Raw genomic sequence first — 19,878 nt, 5'->3', positions numbered from 1 at the left:
CGCGCGTTGTACTTGGCGTCGACCTGATCGATGGCGGCGACATTGCCGGCCGACCGCCCCTTTGGATCGAACGTCTCCTTCAGAAAGGCATCCGCGATCGACTTCGCCAGCTCGGGCCCGATTACCCGCGCGCCCATGGTGATGATCTGGGCGTTGTTCGACAGCGCGGCCCGCTCGGCCGAGTAGGTGTCATGGGTGAGTGCCGCACGAATGCCCGGCACCTTGTTGGCCGAGATGCAGACGCCGATCCCGGTGCCGCAGATCAGGATGGCGCGGTCATATTTGCCGGCCAGCAGGTCGCTCGCCACCCGGTCCGACAGATTGGCGTAGAACGGGTCGGGACCGGCCTCGGTGCGCGACACTTCGGACACCTCGTGCCTATCCTTCAGGTGATCGGCGAGGATTTTTGCCAGGCCTTCGCCAGCGCTGTCGCCTGCTACCGCGAGCTTCATGATCGTCTCCTTCAGAGTTTGGCGGCGCATCTGGACAGGATGTCGAGATAGCCCTCGACAGCCCATGCGGCGCGTCCGATGAACAACCCGTCGATATGCGGGCATGCGATGAGTTCGGCGCAATTGTCGGGGTTGACCGAACCGCCATAGAGGCAAGGGACGCGGCGACCGAGCACCTCTTGAACAGCCGCGGTGATCTCCGCCTGGCGGGCCTCGGCATAGTCCGAGGTCGCCGGAATGCCGTTGACGCCGATGGCCCAGACCGGCTCGTAGGCGAACAGGATCGGCGCGCCCTTCTGCGCAGCCGAAAGCTTCGACAAAGCGCCGCGCACCTGCCGGTCGAGGACGTCGCGGGCGCGGCCGGCCTCGCGCTCGGCAAACGTCTCGCCGATGCAGATCAGCGGAATGAGGCCGTGGCGCACAGCGGCTTCGGTCTTGAGGCCGACGGTTTCGTCGGTCTCGCCAAAGTGCTCGCGGCGCTCGGAATGGCCGAGCTCGACGATATCGAGGTCACAATCCTTCAGCATCAGCGGCGAAATCTCGCCCGTCCACGCGCCGTCATCGGCCCAATGCATGTTCTGGGCTCCGACCTTGACCGACGTATCCTTCAGCATCGCCTTGACCTCTCGCGCCGCCGTGAAGGGCGGGATGACGAAGCGCTGGATGCGCGGATCGCCTTGCGGGTCGGCAAGCAGGCCACCGGCGAAGGCGCGCGCCTCGCCAAGCGTCTTGTTCATCTTCCAACTCGTGCCGATCCAGACGTGGGGCATCTGTGTCATTGGTCAGTCCCGTGGCGACAGCGATTTGAATGCGGGTGAGTGCGGCATGGCGCCATCAACCTCCGAGACCGTCACGGATGGCCGAGAAATAGCGATCGGTCCCCACCTGCCCGCCCTTCAGCGCCACCTCCAGACCGTCGATCGCAGCGATGCTCGAATGGGCGACGCAGAGCGGCGAGCCGGGCGATGCAGGCAGCGGCATCCTGACCGTCAGCGCATCGACACCCATCTGGCCGAGCGCGTGGCTGGAGGTGTCGCCGCCGGCAATGATCACGCGCTTCAGCTTCTGCCCCACGCTCAAGGCACGCAGCAGTTCGCCGAGCCCGCGGCCGAGCTTGTGGCGGGCGCCCTCCTGGCGATCGATCTCGGCGCCGCAATCGGCCGAGGGCCCAAGCGCCGTGTAGAGGATGACGCTGCGGCCGGCATCGAGGCTGGCCTTGCCGGCCGCCGCCGCGCGCGCGATCGCCGCGCTCGACGAATGCGAAACAAGCTCGACCGGGTCGACCTCGATGCCGTCGAAGCCGTCGCTCATCGCATGCCGGATCTGCCGTTCCGTTGTTGGCGAGCAGCTGCCCGAGACAACGGCGATGCGGTCGGCCGCTCCGGGTGGCGCGAAACCGGCCGCGGCGCCCGGGGCAGTCTTTCCCGCCCATTCGGCGAGCAGCGCATATTCGATGCCGGAGGAACCGACGACGAAATATCCGCCCGGCTTGCGGGCGCGCCAGATCTCCTTGCCGGCCAACGCTTGGCTCTCGGGACTGTCGACATCGATAAGCAGTATTGCCGCGTCGGCGACCAGCCTGTCGAAGATTGCGGACCTGCCCGGTGAGCGCAGCGTCGCCAGGTCCAGCAGCTCGGAAGGAAGGTCTGTCTGTCGTGACAGATGCACGAGCAAGTCGGATTCATCCATCGGCGTCGCCGGATGGCGGCTCATCACCGGGTGGCGGTCGATACGGTAGTATCTGTCGCGATAGGCGGCGAACAAATGGCCGAATGCGGTGTAGCGCTTGAGCTGCGGCGCGCCGACCACCAGCGGCACGCAGGCTTGTTCGAACACGGCGCGGCCGATCTCGATCGCCCGGCCGATGCTGCCGATCGTCGGGCTGGAATCGAAGGTCGAGCAGACCTTGTAATGGCAGATCTCGGCCTGAAGCGACTTCAGCCAGGCGAAAGCCCCTTCAAGATGCGTGTCCATCCATTGCGCGGACTCGCTGCGGCTGGTGCCCGCAAGGCCGACGGCGCGGCAATGCGCGAAGCGCGCCATTAGTCCGGCATCCGGCTTGCGCATGAAAAGCACGGTCGGCACACCGCCGAGTTCCAGCGCTTCCATCACGTCGGTCGAGCCGGTGAGGTCGTCGCCATAATAGCTGAGGAGCAGGTTCTGCATGCTCACTCCGCCTTGCCGTCGGCAAATTTCTCGATCGAGCGTGCCAGCTCGACATGGCTCCTCGCGAATTCCCGGAGCGGGATGCCCTCGACCGCTGCCTGCCAGGCCTGCTGCACGGCGCGTACGCCGGCGCCCGGCCCGTCGGGATGGCTGACGATGCCGCCGCCGCACAGATAGAGGAGATCGACTGTGCGCCCCGTGCGCTCATAAGTCTCGGGCGCCTGTCCGCCCCATTGGCCGGAGCCGGCCACCGGCAGGGCGCAATCGTCAGGCGAGAACAGCGGCGTCGTCACCGCCTCGAAGGAGCGGATGAAAGACTCGTCCGGTTCCCAGTATTTCGAGGCGATGCCGTTGATCTGGAACTGGTCGACGCCGAGCAGCCGCCAAAATTGCTGCCAGACCTTGAAATCCATGCCGAGGCCGGGATGGCGGGTAAGGATATCCCAGCCGTTGCGATGCGCGTGCAGCACCAGGCCCGAGCGCTTCCTGAGGTAAGCCATGCCGCCAAAGCCGATGGAGTTGATGTTGATGACCGCGCAATTGCCGCCGGCTTCGAGCACAAGATCGTGGTTGCGCAGCATCTCGTCGGGATCGGCGTGCGAGATGCCGAAGGCATACATCACTTTTTTTCCGGCCTTCTGCTCGTGGTCGAGGATCAGCGGCATGATCGCCTTGACCCGCTCCGACAGCGGCGAATAGGCCGGGCTCATCAGCTTCTCGTCGTCCTTGATGAAGTCGACGCCGGCCTCGATCAGTTCGCCCACCATCTCGGCCGTCTCATGTGGTCGAAGGCCCAGCGCCGGCTTGACGATGGTGCCGATGATCGGGCGGCCTTCAACGCCGGTCAGCCGGCGGCTGCCGGCGACACCGAATTGCGGGCCGGGATGCGCGCCCCTGAATTCCTCAGGCAGCTTCATGTCGACGATGCGGATTCCCGACAGGCCCCGGATCGAATAGGTGCCGCCGATCGCAATCGTCATCAGCGCCGCGAGATCGGTGCCGATCGCATCGAAAGGAAAGGCAATGTCGACATCGGCGCGCTTGAAGGGACCTTTGCCGGCCTCGGGTATCGAAGGGTGCGCTGCGTCGGGCAAAGGCCGGATCGACAGCACGCGGGCCGCGACGCGCGCCTTCAGCTCCTCCGTCTCGCCAGGCAGCGCGACGAAGGTGCCGGTCGACTGGTCGCTGGCGATCTTGGCCGCCAGCGCCTCGATACTTCCCGAGGTCTCGATCCGGTAGGTGAGGGTGATCATGGCCGCCATACTCAATTGGAAAGGCAGGAAAAGAATTCCTCGCGCTAGAAATCTGGTATAATGAGTACATAAGCATTGCAAGCAATTCCTGCCGGCGGAGCGCCTCGCGGTACGGCAACGGGCATTCCGGAAATTGCGGCCGCGGTGCTAGATTGAGACTGGGTCAAGGGAGTGATTCGCGGCGATGAACCGTTCGGAACCGATCGTCCGGCGCAAGCTTTCCGACGAAGTCTTCGTCAGGCTGAAGCGCCTGATCACCAGCGGCGAATTGCAGCCGGGCGACGATATGCCGTCCGAGCGCGAGCTGATGGAGCGCTTCGAGGTCGGCCGGCCGGCGATCCGCGAGGCAATGCAGGCGCTGAGCAACATGGGTCTCGTCGCCATCTCGCATGGCGAACGCGCCAAGGTGCTTCAGCTGACAGCCAAGTCCATCATCAAGCAGGTCGATGGCGCCGCCAAGATCATCCTGTCGTCTTCGAAGGACACGCTCGAGCACCTGAAGAGCGCGCGTATCTTCTTCGAGCGCGGCATGGTCAAGGAAGCGGCCGAGAAGGCGACCCCCGAGGACGTGCAGCGGCTGAAGGCAACCGTTGCCGAGCAGCGCGCAGCGCGCGGCGATGCCGAGGCGTTCATCTCCGCCGACATGCGGTTCCACACCCAGATCGCGGCGATTTCCGGCAATCCGATCTATGTCGCGGTCAGCGAGGCGATGCTCGGCTGGCTGAAGGAATATCACACTGAGATGCTGATCTGGACCGGCAAGGAAAAGTTCACGCTGACCGAGCACGAGGAGATCATCGGCTGGATCGAGAAGAAGGACGCCGAACGCGCCGAGAAGGCGATGATCAAGCATCTCGAGCGCTCGCGCGCCCTCTACGTGATGAGCTCCGAGAAATAGCTTCGTTCAGCCGATCCCGGCGATGGCATAGGCTGGCATTGTCAGGCGTCTCAGGGCTTCGCCCCGGTCAAGCCTGCGCGCGCCCACTCCGTCCCAAATCGTAATCGGACCTGCCGCTTCGCCGGCTAGCGCCGAGGTGTCGACCACCACATCCTCCGGTGTGAGGTTTGCCAGCCAGGCCGTGGTGGCGCCGGCCGGCGAGCAGGCCGCCAGTGCCGCTATGCGATCATCGCTGACGCGTAGGGCGATAAGTGTATTGCCGGCCAGCGCGGCGAGGCCTTGCACCGCGTGGAAGATCGGTCGGGGCCTTCCTTCCTCAGCGGGTTCGTCGGCGGCCGCCAGCACGCCGAATGGCCCCGTGAAGCTGGAGAGCGTCAGCATCTCAAGCCCGGCCGGCGCCACGCGCGCGGCATAGCCGATCGACCAGGCGGCCGCGAACAGTCCGGCATGGCGCGGATCGCGATTTGCCATGGCGATGCGCTGGCCGTGCAAATTGCCCTTGGTCGCGCCGCCATAGGGGTTCTGTCGCATGGCAATGGTCGAGGGTCCGATGCGATAAGGCATTGCGCGATAGATCGCCCGCGTCGACTGCGTGATGAATGGCAGCGCCTCCAGCGATTGCATGACGCTGAGATCGTCGGCCGCATGCACGATCGGACAGGTGCAATGGCTGACGAAATCCAGCAGCTCGGCCGGAACGCGCTTGCGGTTGAGTTCGGTGAAATAGCTGAACATGCCGCCGCCGAGCCGGATGCCGGGGAAGGCGCGGCGTGCCGCGGCATAGACATTCTCGAGTGGCGGGCAGGCCGGCCAGACGCTGCCGGGCGGTGTCGACTGCCGGTCGACCGAAGGTGAGACCGCGATGGCATCGAGCCGCAAACCTGCCCGGCGCACCATCTCCGCGACGCCGGACAGTTCCATGTCGAGATCGCCCGCGCAGGCGACCACGCATTCGAGCGTCGTCTTGACAGGGAAGGCGAAGGCGAGCCTGGCATGAGCCTGCAAGGCCTCCAGGCCATGGCCGCGGGTCGGATCGTAGTGAAGGAGAAGCTGCTGCGGGCCAAGCTTATTGAGCAGCGGCAGTTTGCCCAAACCCGCCTCGACATCTTCCGGATAGATGACGACGCCGATATCGGGCAGTTTCGCGCCGGTCTCGCCAAGTTCGATGCGGACCGGCTCAACGCCGGTCGCCGCGGCAGTCACCTTGGGGTCGGCAGTTATACGCAGGGTGATCGTCTGCCGATTGGTCTGTCCCGCCGGCAGCACATAGGGCCATGGCAGAGCCAGCGGCCGCACATACGTCTTGTAGGAAGCGTCGGACCAGTTGCGCTGGTCTTCCATTTCGAAAATGTCGCCTTCCATCCGGCACTCGGCGGTAACGCTGGGGGCGACCTGATGGGTGATGGCGCGCATATCCTTGAACGGCTGCCAGGGGTCGATCAGCAGCGGCAGCTTCGTGTCCACCACGCGGCCGTCCGTGTGCTCGACCTTGACCGAACTGCCGGCAAGGCTGGCGATCGGATGCAAAATGCAGAAGCCGCAACGATTGGTCTCGAAATCGCTTTCGGGCAGCGCTTTGACGTCAAAGCTGAGACGGCCATCGGCGTAGCCCTCGATCTTGGCGTCAAAGCCGAGCCGGCTTCCACCCGGACCCTCGCAATTTGCCGAGTAGCGCACCGAGAAGCTCTCATCGCTCTGTTCGATGACAAGGCCTTCCAGCGTCGGCTCATAGGTGCCCCAGTCGCGGTCGCGAACGATATAGGCGATCGCGCGCAGCACCTCGATGCCGCCGTACCGGATTCCACGCAGATTGCCGTTGAGGAAATCGGCCCTGAGCGGGCCTGCGCTCAGCCGGACCGGTTCGGCTTCGACCGCATGCGTACCGTAGAGGAGGAAGGGATGCGCGGTCATTTGAGCAGGTCGTCGATCCGCACGGGCTGCCGGCTGGCGGCACCGGCATAGGCAGCCTCGACCAGCGCGAATGTCTTGAGGTTGTCGGCGCCGGATGTCGCCGGTTCCTTGGCGGTGGCCAGGCAGTCCACCCAATGCTTCTGTATCGCCACGACGCTTTCCTGGATGTTGTGCCATGGCCGCGAAGCCCAGGAAAGCAGTGGCGGTGACACGTCGCGCACTGTGGTGCCGCTCTTGCCGGCGACCGTCAGTTGGTAGCCCTGTGCCAGCCGGATCGTGCCGTCGCTGCCGTCGATCTCGATCAGGGTTTCGGGGAACGGGTCGGCGGCAAGCTTCGTCGCGTAGCTGCAATCGACCACGGAGGTTGCGCCGCCCTCATGATCCATCAGCATCGTTGCCACGTCCTCGCCGGCGATGTTGGGGTTGACGCGCGTGGTGCGCGCGGTGAGGCTCGAAACATCGCCGAGAAGGAAGCGCGCGATGTCCAGGATATGGATGCCGAGATCCTCGATGATGAAGCGCTTGCCTGTCGCAAGGTAGGGCTGGCCGGAAAACACGTCATAGGCCGAGCGGAACGAGATGCGGCCGAAGAAGGGCCTGCCGATCTCACCGCTGTCGAGCAGGGCGCGGACTGCCTGGATCGGCGACTGCCAGCGGAAGTTCTCGTGCACCATCAGCGGCACGCCGGCGTCGGCGCAGGCCTTCACCATGACCTTGGCGTCGGCAAGCGTTGGCGCGAACGGCTTCTGGCAGATCACCGGGACACGGTTGGCAGCGGCGATCTCGACCAGTGGTCGATGGCTGCCGACGGTGGTGGCGATGTCGACGAAGTCCAGCGTCTCAGCGGCAAACATTTCGACCGCATCGCGGTAACGCCGCTCGATGCCAAACTCGTCGCCGACGATCCTGAGCCGCTCCGGATCGCGGTCGCAGATGGCGACGATCGAAGCGCCATCGATGTCGCGCCAGCCATGCATCTGGTTGACGGCGAAGAAGCCGCAGCCGATCAGCGCTCCGCGCAATGCCGCCATGGTCAGCCCACCTTCGCCATCTGCATCAACGTCACGCGACTCTGCAGACGACGCTGCGCCTGGTCGACGACGACCGCGACGATGATGACGAGGCCCTTGATCACCATCTGCCAGAATGAGCTCACCCCCATCATCACCAGCCCGTCGGAGAGGATGCCGATGACGAAGGCGCCGACGATGGTACCGCCAATCGTGCCGCGGCCGCCCGACATCGACGTGCCGCCGAGCACGGCGGCAGCAATTGCATTCAACTCGAAGCTCTCGCCCGTCGCCGGATGCGACGCCATCAGCTCCGACGAGATGATGAGGCCGACTATCGCCGCGCAGAAGCCGGAGAACATGTAGACGAACATCTTCACCATGTTGACGCGCACGCCCGAGATCCGCGCCGCGCGCTCGTTGCCGCCGACCGCGAAGATATGGCGGCCGAGCGGCGTGTAACGCGCGAGATAGGCCGCGCCCAGCGCCACCACGACCAGGATCCAGATCGAGACCGGCAGGCCGAGCAGCTTGCCGGCGCCGAGATAGCCGAAACCGGTGGTGCCGAGCTCAGGTTTGCCGACGAGGTTGGGGAATGTGCGGCCGTCCGACGACAAAAGCGCAAAGCCGCGCGCGACATAGAGCGTGCCGAGCGTGGCGATGAAAGGCGCGACGTTCAGCCTGGTGATCAGCAAGCCGTTGACGGCGCCGATCAGTATGCCGACCGCCAGCGTGATGAAGGCAATCTCGACGACGTTGAAATAGACGGTATAGCCGATCTGCAGATCGATGCCGTTGAGCACCAGATAGCCGGCGACCATGCCGCACAGGCCGACGATCGAGCCGACCGACAGGTCGATGCCGCCGGTGATGATGACGAAAGTCATCCCCATGGCCAGGAAGGCGTTGAGGGCCACATGCTTGGCCATCAGGATCAGATTGGCGGCCGAGAGGAAATTCGGCGCCGCGATCGAGAAGAACACCAGCACCGCAATCAGCGCGATGAAGGTGCGGAGCTTCATCAGCGTCAGCAGCACGGAACCGCTGGATGCGGATGGCGCGGCAGCCTTGGCTGGAATGTCGGTCATCGGGAGTCTCCATGCACGGGTCCGTGGCCAAGCGCCGAAGCGGCGACGATGGCCGCCTCCGTCGCCTCGGCGCGATCGAACATGCCCGTCAATTTTCCGTTGCTCATCACCGCGATCCGGTCAGACAGCGCCATCACCTCGTCGAGGTCGGAGGTGGCAAAGAGGATGCCCAGCCCATCGCGCGACAGCTTGCGCATGGTGCGGAAGACGTCGGCCTTGGCGCCGACATCGATGCCGCGGCTGGGCTCGTCCATCAAAAGCACTTTCGGCCCGGTGAGCAGCGCCTTGCCGATCACCACCTTCTGTTGGTTGCCGCCCGACAGCGACGACACTTCCTGCGCCGGATCGGCGACCTTGATCGCCAGCTCGCGAACCATCTGCGTGACCGCCTGCCGCTCGGCGCCGCCGCGGATATGGAACAGGCTGACGAAGCGCGACAGGCTGGCCATCGTCAGGTTGCTGGCGACGGAGAGGATCGACACGAGGCCCTCGCGCTGGCGGTCTTCCGGGATCAACGCCAGACCACGCTGGATGCGTCGCGTCGTGTCGCGCTCCTTGACCTGGTGTCCGTCGATGAAGATCCTGCCGCTCGCCTGGCCGTGGCGGCCCATGATGCAGTCGAACAACTCGCTGCGTCCGGCGCCCATCAAGCCGTAGATGCCGAGGATCTCGCCGGCGCGTAAGGAGAGCGACACATGGTCGACCGCAAGTCCGCCGGTGACGCGCGGCAGGCAGATCTCCTCGGCGCGGAATATTTCTTCGCCCGGTTGATGGCCGTCGGCCTTGGCGAAATCCTTGGCGTCCGAGCCGATCATCTGCCGTACGATCCACTGTGTATCAACGTTCTTCATCTCCTCCTGGCCGGTGATGCGGCCGTCGCGCAGCACGGTGATGTAATCGCCGATGCGGATCAGTTCTTCCAGCCGGTGCGAGATGTATACGATGGCGACGCCACGCGCCTTGAGGTCGGCGATCACGTTGAACAGGATCTCGACTTCCGCCGCGCTCAGAGCCGAGGTCGGCTCGTCCATGATCAGGATGCGCGCGTCGAGCGAGACCGCCTTCGCGATCTCGACCAGCTGCTGCTGGCCGATGCGCAAATCCTCGACCAGCATGTCTGGCCTTATGCCGGCTTCGAGCTGTTCGAGGAATTCGGCGGCCCGCCGTTCCTGCTCCCTGTGGTCGATCTTGCGGAGGGCGTTGGTCAGCTCACGCGTGGCAAAGATGTTTTCGGCGACCGACAGATTGCCGAACAGGTTGAGCTCCTGGAACACCATGCCGATGCCGCGGCTGACGGCGTCGCCGGAGGACGAGAACGAAACTTCGTTGCCGTCGAGCAGGATGCGGCCGGCGGTCGGCCTTTCGACGCCGGCGATGATCTTCATCAGCGTCGACTTGCCGGCACCGTTCTCTCCGACCAGCACGTTGACCGCGCCTTTGCGCACCTCGAAATTCGCGTGCTTGACCGCCACCGTGCCGGCATAGACCTTGGAGATGTCCTCCAGCTTCAAGATGACGTCGTGACCGGGCGCGGGGCTCATGGCTTCGGCCCGATCTCGGCCTCCGCCGGTGTCACCAGCGGCAGGTCCTGGCCGCCCTCGATGGTGTAGGCGCCGAGCACCTTCGCGGTCCGGCCCTCCAGCCCGTCACGCGGCAGCTTGGACAGCACCGTCTTGCCGGCATAGGCATTGAAGGCCTTGCCGAACTGGGCGAAGTCGATCTGGTTGGTGAAGTCGTTGAACTGCACGAAATCCAGGCTGTCGCGAATGGCGGTTCCACGCATGGCCGGCCCGATCTGCACCCGCGCATCCGCCTTGCCGTCGCCGTCGACGTCGACGTCGACGGTGGCCGCGCGCGACTGCGTGTTGGCGGCAACGATCTTGCCTTCGACGCGCACCGCGAAGGTCCATGGCGAATTCGCCTGCTTCTTAGGATTGCCGTACTTTGCGCCGGCAGCGGCGGGATCGGTCTTCGCTAGCGCATGGACCTCGGCGAACGGTCCAGCCTTCTGCTGCAGGTAGGGGATGACCTTCGAGGCCCAGATTTCCTCGACCATTCTATCCGGATTGAAGGCCGAGCTGTTGGCGCTGTCGCCGCCCTGCGCCGACTGTGTCGGCAGGATCTTGCAGGCGCTGAGGCCGATGCCGGCGGTTATCGCGAGGATCAGCCAAGTCTGCCTGGTCGGACAAGTCGGCTTGGTCATGACAATCAAGGGCACCCGGAAAGTGAAATGGAGGCGAGGGGCGAACGTGCGTTCGCCCCTCGCAGTGTGCATCGCGCCGGCTCAGTTCTTGAGCGCGAAGGTCTCCAGCTTGGGAGCATTGTCGCCGTTGATGAGGACGCAGTCCATCAGCTGCTTTTCCTTCTCGGGCGACTTCTTGTTTTTGATGTACTCGTTGGCCTGCTCGACCGCCATCTGCGCCTGAGCGTAGGCCGGCTGCAGCACCGTCGCCTTGATGCCGCCGGAGGTGATGGAGTCGCGCACGTCATTCGAGCCGTCGAAGCCGACGACGATTACATCCTTGCGGCCGGCGGCGGCCAATGCCGCGTAGGCGCCCATCGCCATCGTGTCGTTGCCCGAAATAACGCCCTTGATGTCGGGGTTGGCCTGCAGGATCGATTCCATCTTGGAATAGGCTTCGGTCTGGCTCCAATTGGCCGACTGCTGCGCGACCATCTTCAGGTCCGGATAGTCGTCGATGACGTCGTGATAGCCCTTGGAGCGGATGCCGGCATTGGTGTCGGATTCCTTGCCGACCAGCTCGACGTAATTGCCCTTCTCGCCCATCAGCTTGACGAATTCCTGCGCGCCAAGCTGGGCGCCCTGGTAATTGTTGGAGACGATCTGCGCCACGGCGACACCGGTGGCGTTGATCTCGCGGTCGATCAGGAACGAGGGAACGCCGGCGTCCTTGGCCTTCTGCACGGCGGCGACGGTGGCGTCGGCGCCGGCATTGTCGAGGATGATGGCCTTGGCGCCGCGGCCGATCGCCGTGTCGATCAGTTCCGACTGCTTGTTGGCGTCGTCATCATGCACCAGCACCAAGGTGTCGTAGCCGAGCTCCTTGGCCTTGGCTTCGGCGCCCACCGCTTCCGCCTTGAAGAACGGATTGTCGTGCGAGGGCGTGATGATGGCAATCAGGTCCGCCGCATAAGCAGGCATCGCGGTGCCGAGTGCGAGCATGCCGGCGAAAGCCGCAAGCGTCATTCTTCGAGTAAGCTTCATGAAGTCCTCCCATTGAAAACCTGCCTCGGAGACCGAGGCCATTTGTCTGAATTCGCCGGCGGTGCAGGCTGCGCCGCTCGGATTTTGAAAGCCTTTGGCTGCTTTCGCCCGAAGCGGGCCTGGCTGTCGCTCCCCGCCATCCTCCTTCGCTCGTCCAGCGATCCGAGCCTGAACAGCTAAAGCTAACTGGTATGATGAGTCAATCACTAATTAAGGTGATGTGTATATGATAAGCGGCGATCTCACGTGATACGCTGGATGCTGGCGGCAATCTCCTCCGGCTCGAAGACGCGCTTCCAATCGTCACGCATCAGCACCGGCTTGCCGAATTCGATCGCCTTGTTGCAGGCGTCCGAGAACACGCCCTTGGTTTCGCCGAAAATGACGGCGCCGAGCACGTTCATGTGGCCGAGCAGGAAGTCGAGCGCCGCCTGCCGGTCGACGCCCCGCGCCACAACCTCATCGAGGGCTTCCTTCATGACGACGAGCAGCGACGCGCAGACAGTCTCAGAAAGACCAGGTTCGAGCAGGGCCATCTGCTCGACGGTCACGCGGTGCGAGCGCATCACCGGCGCCCAGATGATGCGGGCGATTTCCTCACCCTTGGCATAGTCCTCCTCCGGGCCCTGCATAAGGGCGCTGACGAAATGCTGCTTGGCCTTGACGCCGCCGAAGAAGTCCTTCTTGGCCGCCATGTCGGTTTCGTCGTTGAAGATCGGCGGATGGCAGGGATGCGTGACGAAGTAGGTAAGGTCGGGGCGCTTGGGCAGATGGCCGGCAAAAGGCGCCGCGGCGTCGAGCACGATCACCATCGTCCCCGGCGCCAGCTTGCTTTCGATGCTCGCTGCGACCTTGCCGATATGCGTGTCGGGAACCGCCAGGATCACGACTTCGGCGCCCGCGAGCGCCTCGTCAACGCTGAGCGTGTCGATGCCAAGACCGCTTTTCAGCCGCTCCTTGCCCGCCTCGCTGATCTCGACGTGACGGATCGCATAGGGGGAAGCGCGAAAATTGGTCGACAGCCGGTAGCCCATTTTGCCGCCCGCACCGAACAGCGCAATCGTTGTCATCTAACCTGCTCCTGATGTTCTAGACGACGGCCAATGCAGATCGTCACATTGTATACTGGTATAATCACTCTACCAAATTGGCAAGAGAAATCGCTGATTTGTCGCTCCCTCACTTCGGGTGGGCCGTTGCCGCGCTCGCTTCCGCGTCGGCCGTTGCATCATCGTCGCCGTCTGCAATTTCGACAAACGCGCGCCGCGCCTGCGCCTGACGTCCGGCCAGCGCCAGAACGAAGATGACGACAACGCCCTGCACGATGTCCTGCGCGCCCGGAGGAAGGCCGATGATCTGCATGGTGGTGACGATGAGGACGAGCAGGATGCTGGCGAAAAGTGTGCCGAGCGCGGTCGCCGAGCCGCCGAAGATCAGCGTTCCGCCAAGCACCACGGCGGCGATCGACTGCAGGAGATAGGGCTGGCCCATTTCGAGGAATGCGCCGCCGATATAGGCGCCGAGCAGCAGCCCGTCTAGCGAAGCCAGCACCGACGAGATGATGAAGGCCGACGCGATCACGCGCCCGTTGCGGATGCCGGCGAGCCGTGCCGCGGCGCGGTTCTGGCCGACCGCCGAGAGCAATTGCCCGAAGACGGTGTAGCGCAGCACGAAGGCAGTCGCCGCTACGCCGAGGATGGCGATGATCGCCATGATCGGCACGCCCGAAATGCGCCCGGTCGCCAGTTCCTTCAGTGCCGGGCTGACGGCGAAGCCCGGTATCGCCTTGTTCGACAGCAGCGTCGCCGTCGCCAACACATAGCCGGTCGCCAACGTCGCGATGATGGCCGGAATGCCGAGACCGACAACGAGCAGCGAATTGAGCGCCCCGACCGCAAGGCCGAGCAGGATGGCGGCGAGCACGCCGATGGCAAGGTTGGCGTCCTGGCCCTTGATGGTCAGCAGCGCGACGAAGGCACTGAGCGTGATCACGGAGGCGACCGACAGATCGATATTGCCGCGCCCGGTCGTCACCACGAACATCTGGCCGATGCCGACGACCGTCAGGAAGGATGCCGACAGAATGACGCCGGACAGGCTGGACAGGCTGAACCGGTTGGTGACGACGGACAGCACCAGCCACAAAATAAGCACGCCGATCGCCGACCAGATCCAACGGTTCCGTTGCGCCCAGATGCCGAAGCCGGCGAATGCGCTCATGGCTCGCTCCTGCGGTCGGCGGTCAGGCTGCGCAACGTCAGCAGCGCGATCAGGATCAACCCTTGCGTGGCGGCGTTGTAGTCGCTGCTGACGCTGACCGTGCCGAGCAGCGCGCCGATGAGCGACAGCGTCACCGCACCGGCGACGGCGCCGATCGGCGAGATGGTGCCGCCGAGCAGCGAGCAGCCGCCCATCACCACGGCGGCAACGCTGAGCAAGGTATAGGAATTGCCGGAATTGATGTCGCTCGCCGTGTTGATGGCCGTCAGCGACAGGCCCGCGGCGCCTGCAAACAAGCCGGCGATTAGATAGCGCACCAGCGCGTAGCGCGTCGGCGACCATCCCGAGCGGATCATCGCCGCCGGATTGTTGCCGAAGCCACGCAACACCACGCCGAGCGGCAGCCGGTCGATGACGAGCACGATCAGAGCCACAGCGGCGATCAAGATGATCGACGTCGGCATAAATCCGATCGACCAGCCGAACAGCGTCGACAGCCACTCGGGACTGGCACCACCCGGCGTCGGCTGCAGAGCATAGCCGATGCCGACCCAGATGAAGGACGCGCCGAGCGTGACGACGATCGCCGGGATTTTGCGCGCCTGGATGATGCCGCCAAGCCCCGCATAGGCGGAAAGCGCTGCCACCAGCGCCAGCGCGCCGAGCCAGGGCTGGTCGTAGAGCAGCGTCGCGCAGAGCACGCTAACCAGGCCTGCGAAGGCGCCGACGCCGAGGTCGATCTCGCTGCCGCCGACGATGAACATCTGCGCTGCCGTCACCAGCACCAGCGACAGCGCCGGCATCAACAAAAGGTCGAGCCCGAAAGCCGAGGCGACCGCGGGATTGATCGCGATCATGATGGCGAGCACGGCGGCAAGCCCGATGAACGGCGCCGAATTGACCAGCCGGCGCCCGAGCCTCGCCATAGCGGTCCGGTCCTTCGCGGCGCTCGCCTGCCGGTCCGCCGATTGCTCGAAGGAGGCGCCGACGATCGCCTGCTCGGTGATCGCCTCGCCTGCCAGTTCCTTGACGATCCGCCCGCCGGAAAAGACCAGCACGCGGTCGCAGGCGAGCAGCTCGGCGTCTTCGGTCGTGTGCCAGATCAGCGCGCGGCCGCCGCGCGCGACCTCGTTGCCGAGCCGGTAGAAATCCTGCTTGGTGGCGATGTCGACGCCGCGCGTCGGATCGTCGAGCAGGATGACCGGCGTGTCGGCGACCAGTGCCCGCGCCACCAACGCCTTCTGCTGGTTGCCGCCGCTGAGCTCGGTGATGCTGGACTGAAAGCGCTTCTCGTCCAGCCGCAGGCGGCTTGCCGCACGTGAAGCGGTGTCTCGGTTGGCTCGGTCGGAAACGACAGCTAGCGCCGGGCGGCGGGCAAGCGCGCCGATGCTGATGTTGCCGAGCACGCTCCACAGCGGGAACACGCCTTCCTTCTGCCGGTCGCCGGCGATGAAGCCTGCCTCCGCCCCCCTGGAGACGCCCGCATGCTGCTTTCGGTCGGGCTTGAAGATCGCGTGCAGCAATTCCTTTTGCCCGCTGCCTTCGAGACCGGCAAGCCCGACGATCTCGCCGCGCACGATGTCGATGCCATGGCCGAGCTCGGCTGTCAGCGGCCCGGAGAGCCGCACCAGCACGTCCTGGGAGGATGCGCCCGCGACGGCGTGCTGGTGGACCGGGTCGGCATTGCCGCCCATCAATTGCACCAGCTTGCCGATCGAAGCGTCCGCGGCATGGCCCTGCCAAGCGGTGCGGCCGTTGCGCAGCACCACGACTTCGGTGGCGATGTCGATGATTTCCTGCAGCTTGTGACTGATGAAGATGAAGGCGAGCCCGGCTTTCGCCCGCTCGCGAATGAAGGCCCTGAGCTGCTTCGATCGGTCGAGATCAAGCGAGGATGTCGGCTCGTCGAGCACGATCAGGTTGACGCCCGGCGTCGCCGCAGCGCGCGCGATCTCCACCATCTGCCGTTCGGCGATGGTGAGGTGGCCGACCTCGGCGTCGGCGTCGATGCCGTTGCCGGGAAAGACGGCATCCAGCGCCGCGCGGGCACGGGCGCGGTAGAGCGCGCGCCAGCCCGGCCGGCTTGCGGAATCGCCCGGTGTTTCCAGGAAAAAGTTCTCGGCGACGGACAGGTTGGCGCAGAGCGACAGCTCCTGGTGCACCATGCGGATACCACGCCGCTGCGCTTCGCCGGTGTCGTAATCGGCGAAAGCCATTTCTCCACCGGCAAAGGAAATCGAGCCGAGCGTCGGCCACATTGCACCGCACAGGATGCGCATCAACGTCGATTTGCCGGCGCCGTTGCCGCCGACCAGCCCGATCACGTCGCCGGCGCCGACCGAAAGATCGATCCCCGCGTTGGCGAGCGTCGGCCCGAAACTCTTGGTGATCCCGCTGAGCGCGACGACGGCTGGCCGGGCAGACGCAGCAGGCACCGCGGTTGCGGCGCTGTCCTGAGCGGCAACGGCAAGCTGGGACATTCGTCCTCCGGTTCTTCGCAAAGCGAGGATCGGGCGCGGCCGTAGGCGACGCCCGATCCCTGGACTGGTTGCCTTACTTGCTGAGCAGGTTCTGCTTGACCCAATCCAGCGAATAGCTCGGGCTGATGATTTGGCCGCCCGGCATCTTGGCGTAGTCCTTCAGGTTGCCGGCGTCGACCGTCGCCACCGGCATGATCATCAGCTTGGGCGCCTTGGCGCCCTTGAGCAGCGACAGGCCGAGCCAGAAGGCGGCGCCGCCGATACCGGGCGTGGTGTTCATCGATACGGTCTGGTAGCCGTTCTTGGCATTCTCCTCGGCCCACCATTTGACGAAGTCGGTGCCGCCGCCGCCTTCGATGACCGGCATCTTGTCCTTGTAGTCGCCGCCATACTGGACGAAGGCCTGGGCGATGCCGACATCGTCGCTACCGCCCTGGCCGAGCACGGCGTCGACGTGCGGCAGCGAGGGCAACACGTTGGCGATCGCCGCTTGCGCCACCGAGGCCGTGGCCTGGCCGTAGACGGTCGCGACCACCTTGATATCCGGGTATTTCGCCAGCACCGACTGCTGCGCGTTGAACATGTCGTTGTCGGGCGCCGAACCCTTCACGCCGCGCACCTGGATGACGTTACCCTTGCCGCCGAGCATCTTGAACACGGCTTCCGCCTGGGCAGCCTTGTAACCCTTGAAGTCGAAATTGAGCTGGTAGTTGCAAGGCGCCGAAGCGACCGAGTCGAAAGAGATGACGATGATGCCGGCCTTGCAGGCCTTTTCGATGACACCGTTAACCGCGGTCTCCGAGGCGGCGTCGACGGCGAGCACGTCGACCTTCTTTAGGATCAGTTCGGCGATCTGGCTATTCTGCTGCGCGACCGAGCCGTCGCCGTTCATGACGATGTAGTCGGCGATCTGTCCAGCGGCCTTGGCCTCCTTGGCCGATGCCTCGAAAGCCTCCACCATCTGGTGACGCCAGGTATTGCCGTAATAGGCATTGGCCAGCGCGATGACCGGCGCGTCCGGAGACGCCATTGCCGGCAGCGCAGCAGCACTTGCCAGTGCGACGCCGGCGAGCGCCGCAACAATCGAAATTCTCATGTCATTCTCCTCCCAACGAAACGACTGGCTTGGCAGCCTCAGCATAGCGCCAGATGATCACGCTATGTCAGGTACACATTATACCAGCATACCAAATAGGCAAGCCAGTATTGAAGCCATCCGATGTGAAGAGGCCAAGCTCGACCGGTCGCACCAGGCGCGAAGCGCCCAGAACAGCCTTCAGCCGAGGTGACGAAGCGTATGGCGCGTCTGCTTCGCGGTCGATCCGATGCTCAGGAAGGGCCTGCCCGGGGCCGGCACCGTGCTCATCCAGAAGATCGCCGGAGCCGCCTCAGCGGCCAAGCTTCCGCGGCGAGATCGCCCGGTCCGCCGCACCCCCATCGGCACTAGGAGGCGTTTGCGCTCGGCACCTGGACCGTTCCGGCTACCGGCAAGCCATGGCTCGGCTCAAGCGGTCTTCATCGCGTTGCAGATTTCCTCCACCAGCATCGCCGCCGAGACAGCGCCGGGATCCGGATGGCCCAGCGAGCGTTCGCCGAGACGCGCGGCGCGGCCGACGGTTGCGATCATGTCGCGTGTCGCTTCCGCGCCTCGGCGGGCAGCAGCGGCTATGGCATCGGTTTTCTGGCCGCTGACCGCTACGTCAGCGGCGGGAGCCCAGGCATCGAGCATCGTCTTCTGGCCAGGTTCCGCCTTGCCGCGCTGGACAATGCCGTCGCGCATTGCCGCAATGACGGCCCGCAACTCGCCGCTCGGCATCGATGCCCGCGGACCAGCAGCCTTACCGGCGCGCAGCAGGGCGGTCGCGTAGAGTGGTCCGGAGGAGGCGCCGACCGCGTTGAGAAAACCTTTGGCGGCGGCATTGAACACATCCTGCAGCGTGCCCTCGGCGGCCTGGGCTGAATCGGCCGCGGCCTTCATGCCCTGTTCCATGGCGATGCCGTGGTCTGCGTCGCCGATGACCCCATCAAGCGCGCAGAGCCTGTCACGCTCGGCCGCCATCCGCGCCGAGAAAGCGTCGAAAAGGGCCTTCAAGTCCCCCGTCGTAAACTCCATTCGCTCAACTCCGAAACATGGCGCAGTCACAGGGATGGTCAATCATGCGCTGCAATTCGTCATCGAGATGCATAATGGTAATCGAGGCGCCGGCCATGTCGAGGGACGTGCAGTACGGGCCGACAAGCGTCTTATGGACGACCAGCCCGGCAGCCTTCAGGCGCTCCGCGATCCTGGCGTTCAGGATGTAGAGCTCCATTAGCGGCGTCGCGCCGAGCGAGTTGACCAGCACCGCGACACGATCGCCGGCCGGCGCCTTCATTTCCGCAAGGATGGCGTCCATGATTTCATCGGCGACATCGTTGGCCGAACGCAATGGCCCGCGCCGCACGCCCGGCTCGCCATGGATGCCCATGCCGATCTCCATCTCGCCGACAGGGAGATCGAAGCTTGGCTTTCGTGTCTGCGGCAGCGAACAGGACGACAGAGCCACGCCCATGGTGAAGGTGCGGTCGTTGGCGCGACGGGCGACCCGCTCCACCTCGTCCAGCGGCATCATCATGTCGGCGGCCGCGCCCGCGGCCTTGAAGATGAACACGTTGCCGCCCACGCCGCGGCGCTTTTGCCTTTGGTCGCGCGGCGCCGACGCGATGTCGTCTGTGGTCAGCACCGTGCGCGCCTCAATGCCCTCCATCTCCAGCAGCTCGGCGGCCATGTCGAAGTTCATCACGTCGCCGGCATAGTTGCCATACATGAACAGGACACCGGCGTCGCCACTCGCGGCCATCGCTGCGTCGACCGCCGGCTGGGGAGGGGGCGAGGCGAAGACGTTGCCGATCGCGGCGGCATCCGCCAGACCCTTGCCGACATAGCCCAGAAAGGTCGGCTCATGGCCTGAGCCGCCGCCGATGACCAGCGCCACCTTACCGGGTCGCGGACCATGTCTGGCGATGACCGCGCGTGGAGCGTTCTCGGGGCGCCAGAGATGGTCGGGATGCGCAGCTATGATGCCGGCCAGCATTTCGTCGACCGCCGCATTGCCGTCATTGATCAGCTTCTGCGTCACGCTCATTCGCATTTCCCTCCATCGCCCTCGGCCAAGAGACTAGAGCGTTTCGCGG

Annotated in this window: 17 protein-coding genes; 1 reads left to right on the top strand and 16 read right to left on the bottom strand. The window is 64.8% G+C overall.

Features of this window, described 5'->3' with window-relative positions:
- The 4 genes from CK215_RS26995 to oiaX form a co-directional block, all read right to left on the bottom strand.
- Positions 1-452: RpiB/LacA/LacB family sugar-phosphate isomerase (locus CK215_RS26995; protein ID WP_067327218.1), on the bottom strand; the 452-nt coding region annotated here is incomplete at its 3' end.
- Positions 453-463: 11 nt separating this feature from the next.
- Positions 464-1,222 (bottom strand): triose-phosphate isomerase, encoded by a 759-nt coding sequence (locus CK215_RS26990; protein WP_170950411.1) that lies wholly within the window; start codon positions 1,220-1,222, stop codon positions 464-466.
- 64 nt (positions 1,223-1,286) lie between these two features.
- Positions 1,287-2,618, bottom strand: a complete 1,332-nt coding sequence (locus tag CK215_RS26985) for a four-carbon acid sugar kinase family protein (RefSeq protein WP_095832728.1) — start codon at positions 2,616-2,618, stop codon at positions 1,287-1,289.
- A gap of 2 nt (positions 2,619-2,620) precedes the next feature.
- Positions 2,621-3,871 carry a 3-oxo-isoapionate-4-phosphate decarboxylase OiaX gene (gene oiaX / locus CK215_RS26980; protein ID WP_095832730.1) on the bottom strand — a complete coding sequence of 417 codons (1,251 nt, stop codon included), beginning with the start codon at positions 3,869-3,871 and terminating at the stop codon, positions 2,621-2,623.
- Between the two features lie 184 nt (positions 3,872-4,055).
- Here oiaX and CK215_RS26975 point away from each other — a divergent pair, with 184 nt between their 5' ends.
- Positions 4,056-4,769 carry a transcriptional regulator NanR gene (locus CK215_RS26975; protein WP_067325547.1) on the top strand — a complete coding sequence of 238 codons (714 nt, stop codon included), beginning with the start codon at positions 4,056-4,058 and terminating at the stop codon, positions 4,767-4,769.
- A 6-nt stretch (positions 4,770-4,775) separates the two neighbouring features.
- Here the strand turns inward: CK215_RS26975 and CK215_RS26970 are convergent, their stop codons facing one another.
- From CK215_RS26970 to CK215_RS26915, 12 genes are all read right to left on the bottom strand, one after another.
- The gene (locus CK215_RS26970; protein WP_095832727.1) at positions 4,776-6,680 is read right to left on the bottom strand and encodes a hypothetical protein; all 1,905 of its coding nucleotides are present in this window, start codon (positions 6,678-6,680) and stop codon (positions 4,776-4,778) included.
- On the bottom strand, positions 6,677-7,711 hold the full coding sequence (locus CK215_RS26965) for a Gfo/Idh/MocA family oxidoreductase (protein ID WP_067325539.1): 1,035 nt from the start codon (positions 7,709-7,711) through the stop codon (positions 6,677-6,679). Before CK215_RS26965 ends, CK215_RS26970 begins: the two co-directional genes overlap by 4 nt.
- A gap of 2 nt (positions 7,712-7,713) precedes the next feature.
- On the bottom strand, positions 7,714-8,778 hold the full coding sequence (locus tag CK215_RS26960) for an ABC transporter permease (RefSeq protein WP_067325535.1): 1,065 nt from the start codon (positions 8,776-8,778) through the stop codon (positions 7,714-7,716).
- Entirely contained in the window at positions 8,775-10,319 is a 1,545-nt protein-coding gene (locus tag CK215_RS26955) for a sugar ABC transporter ATP-binding protein (protein ID WP_095832726.1), read from the bottom strand. The genes CK215_RS26960 and CK215_RS26955 overlap by 4 nt, the downstream gene beginning before the upstream one ends.
- Complete coding sequence (locus tag CK215_RS26950; protein WP_067325529.1) at positions 10,316-10,981, bottom strand: DUF2291 family protein; 666 nt, start codon at positions 10,979-10,981, stop codon at positions 10,316-10,318. The genes CK215_RS26955 and CK215_RS26950 overlap by 4 nt, the downstream gene beginning before the upstream one ends.
- Positions 10,982-11,062: 81 nt before the next feature.
- Positions 11,063-12,004 carry a D-ribose ABC transporter substrate-binding protein gene (locus CK215_RS26945; RefSeq protein ID WP_067325557.1) on the bottom strand — a complete coding sequence of 314 codons (942 nt, stop codon included), beginning with the start codon at positions 12,002-12,004 and terminating at the stop codon, positions 11,063-11,065.
- 242 nt (positions 12,005-12,246) lie between these two features.
- The gene (locus tag CK215_RS26940; protein ID WP_067325526.1) at positions 12,247-13,074 is read right to left on the bottom strand and encodes a phosphogluconate dehydrogenase C-terminal domain-containing protein; all 828 of its coding nucleotides are present in this window, start codon (positions 13,072-13,074) and stop codon (positions 12,247-12,249) included.
- 109 nt (positions 13,075-13,183) lie between these two features.
- Positions 13,184-14,224, bottom strand: a complete 1,041-nt coding sequence (locus tag CK215_RS26935; RefSeq protein ID WP_095832725.1) for an ABC transporter permease — start codon at positions 14,222-14,224, stop codon at positions 13,184-13,186.
- Complete coding sequence (locus CK215_RS26930; protein ID WP_095832724.1) at positions 14,221-16,704, bottom strand: ATP-binding cassette domain-containing protein; 2,484 nt, start codon at positions 16,702-16,704, stop codon at positions 14,221-14,223. Before CK215_RS26930 ends, CK215_RS26935 begins: the two co-directional genes overlap by 4 nt.
- Before the next feature lie 73 nt (positions 16,705-16,777).
- A complete protein-coding gene (locus CK215_RS26925) occupies positions 16,778-17,800 on the bottom strand; it encodes an ABC transporter substrate-binding protein (protein ID WP_067325517.1) in 1,023 nt (340 codons plus the stop codon).
- Between the two features lie 408 nt (positions 17,801-18,208).
- Entirely contained in the window at positions 18,209-18,817 is a 609-nt protein-coding gene (gene dhaL, locus CK215_RS26920) for a dihydroxyacetone kinase subunit DhaL (RefSeq protein WP_067325515.1), read from the bottom strand.
- A gap of 4 nt (positions 18,818-18,821) precedes the next feature.
- On the bottom strand, positions 18,822-19,829 hold the full coding sequence (locus CK215_RS26915; RefSeq protein WP_095832723.1) for a dihydroxyacetone kinase subunit DhaK: 1,008 nt from the start codon (positions 19,827-19,829) through the stop codon (positions 18,822-18,824).
- Between the last annotated feature and the right edge of the window lie 49 nt (positions 19,830-19,878).

Source organism: Mesorhizobium sp. WSM3864, from assembly GCF_002294955.1.
Taxonomy (GTDB): domain Bacteria; phylum Pseudomonadota; class Alphaproteobacteria; order Rhizobiales; family Rhizobiaceae; genus Mesorhizobium.
This window is presented reverse-complemented; position numbering and strand designations above follow the sequence as displayed.